Source organism: Mesorhizobium sp. M4A.F.Ca.ET.020.02.1.1, assembly GCF_004022645.1.
Classification (GTDB): Bacteria; Pseudomonadota; Alphaproteobacteria; order Rhizobiales; family Rhizobiaceae; genus Mesorhizobium.
This window is the reverse complement of sequence record NZ_RZOI01000326.1, coordinates 1-6,469: the sequence shown is the minus strand read 5'-3', so window position 1 is coordinate 6,469 and position 6,469 is coordinate 1. Positions and strand designations below refer to the sequence as shown.

General features: G+C 65.6%; 8 protein-coding genes. 7 read left to right on the top strand and 1 reads right to left on the bottom strand.

Annotated features, from left to right (window positions below; translation table 11 throughout):
* The first annotated feature begins 183 nt into the window (after nucleotides 1–183).
* Together EN742_RS19880 and EN742_RS19875 are read left to right on the top strand one after the other, a co-directional pair.
* Nucleotides 184–1,737: a trimethylamine methyltransferase family protein gene (locus tag EN742_RS19880; protein ID WP_128333181.1), complete on the top strand. Its 1,554-nt coding sequence runs from the start codon at nucleotides 184–186 to the stop codon at nucleotides 1,735–1,737.
* Nucleotides 1,738–1,924: 187 nt separating this feature from the next.
* Complete coding sequence (locus tag EN742_RS19875) at nucleotides 1,925–2,332, top strand: DUF3168 domain-containing protein (protein WP_126055769.1); 408 nt, start codon at nucleotides 1,925–1,927, stop codon at nucleotides 2,330–2,332.
* A 9-nt stretch (nucleotides 2,333–2,341) separates the two neighbouring features.
* Here EN742_RS19875 and EN742_RS19870 read toward each other — a convergent pair whose 3' ends face one another.
* Nucleotides 2,342–2,728 carry an ester cyclase gene (locus EN742_RS19870; RefSeq protein WP_126055768.1) on the bottom strand — a complete coding sequence of 129 codons (387 nt, stop codon included), beginning with the start codon at nucleotides 2,726–2,728 and terminating at the stop codon, nucleotides 2,342–2,344.
* Between the two features lie 237 nt (nucleotides 2,729–2,965).
* Here EN742_RS19870 and EN742_RS19865 point away from each other — a divergent pair, with 237 nt between their 5' ends.
* From EN742_RS19865 to ccmI, 5 genes are all read left to right on the top strand, one after another.
* Nucleotides 2,966–3,265: a hypothetical protein gene (locus EN742_RS19865; protein WP_126055767.1), complete on the top strand. Its 300-nt coding sequence runs from the start codon at nucleotides 2,966–2,968 to the stop codon at nucleotides 3,263–3,265.
* A 70-nt stretch (nucleotides 3,266–3,335) separates the two neighbouring features.
* On the top strand, nucleotides 3,336–4,001 hold the full coding sequence (locus EN742_RS19860) for a response regulator transcription factor (protein WP_126055766.1): 666 nt from the start codon (nucleotides 3,336–3,338) through the stop codon (nucleotides 3,999–4,001).
* Entirely contained in the window at nucleotides 3,985–5,421 is a 1,437-nt protein-coding gene (locus tag EN742_RS19855) for an ATP-binding protein (protein ID WP_126055765.1), read from the top strand. Before EN742_RS19860 ends, EN742_RS19855 begins: the two co-directional genes overlap by 17 nt.
* Before the next feature lie 175 nt (nucleotides 5,422–5,596).
* Entirely contained in the window at nucleotides 5,597–6,034 is a 438-nt protein-coding gene (locus tag EN742_RS19850) for an RT0821/Lpp0805 family surface protein (RefSeq protein ID WP_126055764.1), read from the top strand.
* A 122-nt stretch (nucleotides 6,035–6,156) separates the two neighbouring features.
* On the top strand, nucleotides 6,157–6,469 hold a 313-nt coding region (ccmI, locus tag EN742_RS19845; RefSeq protein WP_128333180.1), incomplete at its 3' end, for a c-type cytochrome biogenesis protein CcmI.

Below are 6,469 nucleotides of genomic sequence, written 5' to 3'. Positions count from 1 at the left end.
AACGGCCGGCGCGCATCATCCCCGCCTCACCCCACGACCCCGACGGCAAAGCGATGCGGCAATAGAGGATGATCCCGAAAAGTGGGAACCGGTTTTCGGAAAAGATCATGCTCAAACAAGAGGATAAGATGGAACGGGATGACGCTTCGAAGAAAAGTCATCCTGTTCCAAGGAGGATCTGCCATGGTTGAAGATGTCGCACGCGATTTGAGGCGCGAACGCCGGCGTGGACGCACCGGCGAGGCGGGCAGCGAGTCAAGCCGCCGGCCGGACTACCGGTCGCTCAAGAACCCGTTCCTGCCGCAGCCGATCTTCTCCGAAGACCAGGTCGCGGCGATCCACGACACGGCGCTGCGCGTGCTGGAGGAACTCGGCATCAAGGTGCTGCTGCCGGAAGCGCGGCATGTCTTGGCCGGCGCCGGCGCGCTGGTCGACGAGGACAGCCAGATGGTGCGCATCGGCCGCGACTTGGTCGAGGCGGCACTGGCCTCGGCGCCGCGCTCGATCCTGGCCCATGGCGGCGCGCGCGATCGCGATCTGATGCTTGAACTGGGCTCGATGACCTTCCTCGCCGGGGCCGGCGCGCCCAACGTCACCGATCTCGAACGCGGCCGGCGGCCGGGCACGTTGGCCGCCTACAAGGAACTGACCAAGCTCATCCAGCATTTCGACGTGCTGCACATGCTTTGTCCCTCGATCGAGCCGCAGGATGTCGACAACCGCTTCCGTCACTATGCCGTCAACCGGGCGCAGCTGACGCTCTCCGACAAGTTCCCGTTCGTCTTCGCGCGCGGCACGCTGCAGGTCGACGACAGTTTCGAGATGGTCCGCCTGGCGCGCGGCCTCTCCGAGGACGAGTTCCGCGCCGGCGCTCATTGCTACACCGTCATCAACACCAATTCGCCACGCCAGCTCGACATCCCGATGGCGCAAGGCATCATCGATTTCGCCAGGGCCGGCCAGGTCTCGATCATCACGCCCTTCTGCCTGGCTGGCGCCATGGCGCCGATCACGGTCGCCGGCGCGCTGACGCTGCAGCATGCCGAGGCGCTGGCCGGGCTGACGCTGGCGCAGATCGTGCGACCCGGGGCGCCGGTCGTCTACGGCTCCTTCTCCTCCAATGTCGACATGAAGTCGGGCGCGCCGGCCTTCGGCACGCCCGAGCACGTCAAGGCGACGCTCGGCGCCGGCCAGCTCGCCCGCTTCACCGGCCTGCCCTGGCGCTCCGGCGGCGGCAGCGCCGCCAACATTTCCGACGCTCAGGCCGCGCATGAGACGCAATTCGCGCTGTGGGGCTCGGTACTGGCCGGCGCCACCGTCTGCATCCACGCCGCCGGCTGGCTGGAAGGGGGGCTGAGCGTCTCCTACGAGAAGCTGATCACCGACATCGAGGCGCTGCAGACGGTCGCCGAGCTTTGCGCGAGGACACCCGGCGACGAGGATTCCATCGGCTTCGAGGCCATCGCGGAGGTGCAACCGGGCGGCCATTTCTTCTCCGCCGGTCACACCATGGCGCGCTACCGCACCGCCTTCTACGAGCCGCTGGTCGCCGACTGGTCGAACTTCGGCAACTGGACGCAGGCCGGTTCGAAGAGCGCCACCGAGCGCGCTACCGGCATCTGGAAGCGGCTGCTCGCCGACTTCCAGCCGCCGGCTTCGGCCGCCGCCTCGGCCGGCGTGCTCGACGAGTTCATCGCCCGACGCACCGAGGAGGGCGGCGCTGCGCCGGTGTCTTGACGGAGATCAGTCCAGCCTTGCGGAATGGCCGCAAGGCGACCGGCATTCCTGACGCCAGGCCATTCATCATCCGGACAGGAAGTATCATGCAGTCTGGCGCGGGTCTTGCGACGCGGCTACGCTGCATGTGAAGACTTTTGGCGGCGCAAGGAATTGTCCAAGGCGTGACTGGCGAGCGGAGACGACGATGACGGCGCCCGACGATTTGCTGCAGGCCTTGTTCCAGAGATTGAAGAGTGACGCGAAGCTGACGGCGCTGCTGGGTGGCGCCGGCCTGCTCGAGCGGGCAACCGAGAACGCTGCCTTCCCCTATGTGACATGCGGCCACACCAGCGCCTTCAACCAGGACACCGGCGCCGACAACGACGCCGATCAGCTTGTCACGCTGCATGTCTGGTCGAAGGCCCAAGGCGAGGCTGAAACGCGCCTCATCATGAATCGCATCGAGGCGCGCCTTGCGGGAGCGGCGCTGTCCATCGGTCCGCGCGGGCAAACACGCCTGTCGCTGGAGTTCGCCGAGGCTCGCTACGACGAGGACCTTGCGGTCCATCATGGATTGCTGCGCTTCCGCGCCGTCACGCGGGAAGACGCCTGACGGATCGCATTAAAGCTGAGCCGCGATCTCGGCCTTGTCGATGACCGACCAGACCTCGCATATGTGCGCATCGCGAAATTCGTAGAACACGTTCTCGGCGAAGCTGACCCGCTTGCCGTTCACGGGCAATCCGAACAACCTGCCTTTGGGGGTGCAGTCGAAATGCAGGCGGGCAGCCACGCGCGGCGGCTCGCAAACCAGGAGTTCGATGCTGAAACGGAGATCGGGAATGGCCTGGAAATCGCCTTCGAGCATGCGGCGATAGCCCGACAGTCCCACCGTTTCGCCATTGTACTGCACCGCCTCGCCGACGAACCGGCCTAGATTGGCCCAGTCCTGGGCGTTGAGACACGCGATGTAGCCTCGGTAAAGTTCGGCAAGTTGTTCACGTCGCATAGCGTGCTCCTCTGGTCGTCGGGCCTTCGTATCCTAGCTAGGGAAAGGCGGAAGTTCCGCATCCGAAAACAATAGCCGTGACGGCGGTTTTCCGGTTATGAGCCCGGCACCGGGCCTGAGGGGGGAACGGCAGATCGCAATGCTCGGCTTTGCGGCTCAGGGGGTGTTTGCAGGCATGGTTTTTCAGGCGGTTACCGTTCATTTCACGTTCAGCACCGATGCGTTACAACGCCTGTCATGAAAACGCTTCGCACCCATCTCCGAACCGCGATGCTGGCGCTCGCAGCAGCCGGTCTGCTCGCGTCGCAGGCGATGTCGGCTCCGGCCATCGCGCCTGACGACACGCAGCCCTTCGTGGTCGCGGCGTCGGACTGCTATGCGATCGGCCAGCAGGTGGCGGCGCAGAATGGCGGCACGCTGGCCAAGGCCTCGCAGGCGACGCGTGGCGGCCAGGCGGTCTGCGTCATCGTCGTGCTGGTGCCCGGCAAGGATGGGCAGCGCCCGCGCCGCACCGAGATCGTCGTTCCGCTGAATTGATATCGAAGTTTCCCAAGCTGTTGGAATCGCAGTATATCTGCGCTGAACGTCAAGAGGTTTGAACTCCGGCATGCGTGTGCTCGTCGTCGAAGATGACAAGGATCTCAACCGACAGGTGTCGGATGCGCTGATCGATGCCGGCTATGTCGTTGACCGCGCCTTCGATGGCGAGGAAGGGCATTTCCTCGGCGACACCGAGCCCTACGACGCCGTCGTCCTTGATATCGGCCTGCCGCAAATGGACGGTATCAGCGTGGTCGAGCGCTGGCGCCGCGGCGGCCGCAAGATGCCGGTGCTGATCCTCACCGCGCGCGACCGCTGGAGCGACAAGGTGGCCGGCATCGACGCCGGTGCCGACGACTATGTCACCAAGCCCTTCCACATTGAGGAAGTGCTGGCGCGGGTCAGGGCGCTGATCCGGCGCGCCGCCGGCCATGCCTCGTCGGAACTGACCTGCGGGCCGCTGCGCCTCGACACCAAGGCCTCGAAGGCCGATGTCGACGGCGTGCCGTTGAAGCTGACCTCGCACGAATTTCGCCTGCTTGCCTACCTGATGCACCACATGGGCGAGGTGGTGTCGCGCACCGAGCTGGTCGAACACCTTTACGACCAGGATTTCGACCGCGATTCCAACACCATCGAGGTCTTCGTCGGCCGGTTGCGCAAGAAAATGGGCATCGACATGATCGAAACCGTGCGCGGCATGGGCTACCGCATGCGTGAGCCGGAGGCGTAAGGCGGAACCGCTCGCTACAATCGCAAGGAAACCTTTTTCGGCTCGGCTATGGCCGCGCTCGCTGGCTTTCCGCGTCATTGCTTTCTCGACCATCTGGGCGATCCTGACCCTGGTCGTCATCTTCACCCTCATCACCACGCTTTACCGCCAGGCGAGCGAGCGCGGTTTCGACAGCCTCTTGTCGGCGCATCTGTTCAATCTGATCGGCTCGGTCGGCATTTCCGAAAATGGGGCGCTCACCGGCGCGCCGGATCTTGGCGACCTGCGCTTTTCCGAGCCGAATTCCGGCTGGTACTGGTCGGTGGAGCCGGCCTCCGAGGGCGTCCATGGCGAGATCCATTCCTCCTCAATGACGACGTCCGTCCTGTCGCCTTCCGTCGCCGAGGTTCCGTTCAACGCGAACTTCCAGCGCAGCTACTCGACCGAAGGCATCAAGGGCGAGGAGCTCGAAGTGTTCGAGAGCGAGTTCGTCCTCGACGCCAAGAACCGCGCCGCGCGCTTCCGCGTTATGGGCAACCATACCGAACTGGAGCAGGAGATCGCCAGCTTCCAGCGCCGGCTGCTCACCTATCTGTCGCTGTTCGGCGTCGGCATGATCGCCATCAACGCCATCGCCATCCTGATCGGCCTGCAGCCCTTGCGCCGGGTGCGCAACGCGCTGGCCATGGTGCGCGAAGGCACTGCGCAGCGGCTCGATGGCCGCTTCCCGGCCGAGATCGAGCCGCTCGCCAACGAGACCAACGCGCTGATCGAGAACAACAAGCGCATCGTCGAGCGCTCGCGCACGCAGGTCGGCAACCTTGCCCATTCGCTGAAGACGCCGCTCGCGGTGCTCCTCAACGAGGGCCGAGCGCTGGGCGGCGCCAAGGGGCAGCTCATCGCCGAGCAGGCCGCCTCGATGCAGAAGCAGGTCGACCACTATCTGCAGCGGGCGCGCGTCGCCGCACAGCGCGACAGCGTCGTCTACCGCACGCCGGTGGCGCCGCTGGTGCAGCGCATGGTCCGCGTGCTGCAGAAGCTCAAGCCCGAAACCAGTCTCACGCTGTCGCTGCCGGCTACCGAGATCATCTTTGGCGGCGAGCGCGAGGATCTGGAGGAGCTGCTGGGCAACCTCCTCGACAACGCTATGAAATGGGCGAAGCGCGCCGTCGCCGTATCGGTGGCGCCGGTTTCGGGCAAGGACGGCGTCGGCGCAAACCTGTTCGAGATCGCTATCGAGGATGACGGTCCGGGCATTCCCGAGGACAGCGCGCGCGAGGCGCTGAAGCGCGGCCGCCGGCTCGACGAGACCAAGCCCGGCACCGGGCTGGGGCTCGCCATTGTGGCCGACCTCGTCAACGAATATGGCGGCGCACTTGCGCTGGAGCGTTCCGCCATGGGTGGGCTGAAGGCGGTGGTGCGATTGCGGAGCCTTCAGTGATACCTTGCCGGGCCCGGTCGACATCGATGGGCGGCGCATGGTATGCGCCGTTTCGATTGCTTCGTAGGTCGCCGGCCGCGGCCAAATTTCCGACAAATATCAACACTATGGCCACGCCTATTTTCCCGATGGCGCCGCCCCCAGCTCATCCTTCTCGAGAAAACCGGTTGTTGGCATGAAGATTCGCGTCGCGCTCGTTTCCGTACTGCTGGCCGTTTCCGGCTGCACGACGCTGGGTCGCAGCGGCCCTGACGCGAAGCCGTCGCTGGCTGCCGCGCCCCCGGCCGGCGGCAAGGTGGCCACCACCATCATTTCGGCCATGAACGGCGGCCTTGTCGGCGGATCGATCGGCTCCAGCCTTGACGACACCGACAAGCGCAAGGCGCTGGAAGCCGAATACAAGGCGCTCGAATATACGGCGAGCGGCCAGAAGGTGACCTGGAAGAGCGAGAGCACCGGCCATTCCGGCGAAGTCGTCGCCGCCCAGCCTTACCGGGTAGGCTCGCAGGACTGCCGGCAATACACCCACACCGTGTTCACCGGCGCTGCCAGCGCCACGGCGCGCGGCACCGCCTGCCGCAACGGCGACGGCAGCTGGACGCCGCTGACCTGACATTTTGCCCGGTTAGAATCTGTCCGGTTGACGTCGATCAAGGACGGGCGGCGCATTGGCCGCCAAAGCGTCGCAGTGTGCCTGAGTTGGCAGGGCAGGGCTCTGCCGTTATTGGAAGAACCATGCTGTTCTGGGTCATAGCCGCCATCCTCACGCTGGGCGCCAGCCTGGCAGTGCTGCTGCCTTTGGCCGGCGCCGGCAAGGATGAGTCCGGCGCCGGTGATAACGATCTTGAAGTCTATCGCGACCAGCTGTCCGAGCTCGACCGCGACGTGGCGCGCGGCCTGATCCAGCCGGCCGAGGCCGAGGAGGCGCGCGCCGAAATCGGCCGTCGCATCCTGCGCCTGGGTGCCGCGGTTCCGTCAGGCGCGGTCGCGCGGCCTTTGGTCGCGATCAGGCTGGTCGCGACGGTCGCCGTGCTGGCGGTGCCGCTGG

Excerpts from the sequence above, each read along its gene's own strand:
- EN742_RS19880 (WP_128333181.1), top strand. The coding sequence starts at position 184 with ATGGTTGAAGATGTCGCACGCGATTTGAGGCGCGAACGCCGGCGTGGA.
- EN742_RS19875 (WP_126055769.1), top strand. The coding sequence starts at position 1,925 with ATGACGGCGCCCGACGATTTGCTGCAGGCCTTGTTCCAGAGATTGAAG.
- EN742_RS19870 (WP_126055768.1), bottom strand. The coding sequence starts at position 2,728 with ATGCGACGTGAACAACTTGCCGAACTTTACCGAGGCTACATCGCGTGT.
- EN742_RS19865 (WP_126055767.1), top strand. The coding sequence starts at position 2,966 with ATGAAAACGCTTCGCACCCATCTCCGAACCGCGATGCTGGCGCTCGCA.
- EN742_RS19860 (WP_126055766.1), top strand. The coding sequence starts at position 3,336 with ATGCGTGTGCTCGTCGTCGAAGATGACAAGGATCTCAACCGACAGGTG.
- EN742_RS19850 (WP_126055764.1), top strand. The coding sequence starts at position 5,597 with ATGAAGATTCGCGTCGCGCTCGTTTCCGTACTGCTGGCCGTTTCCGGC.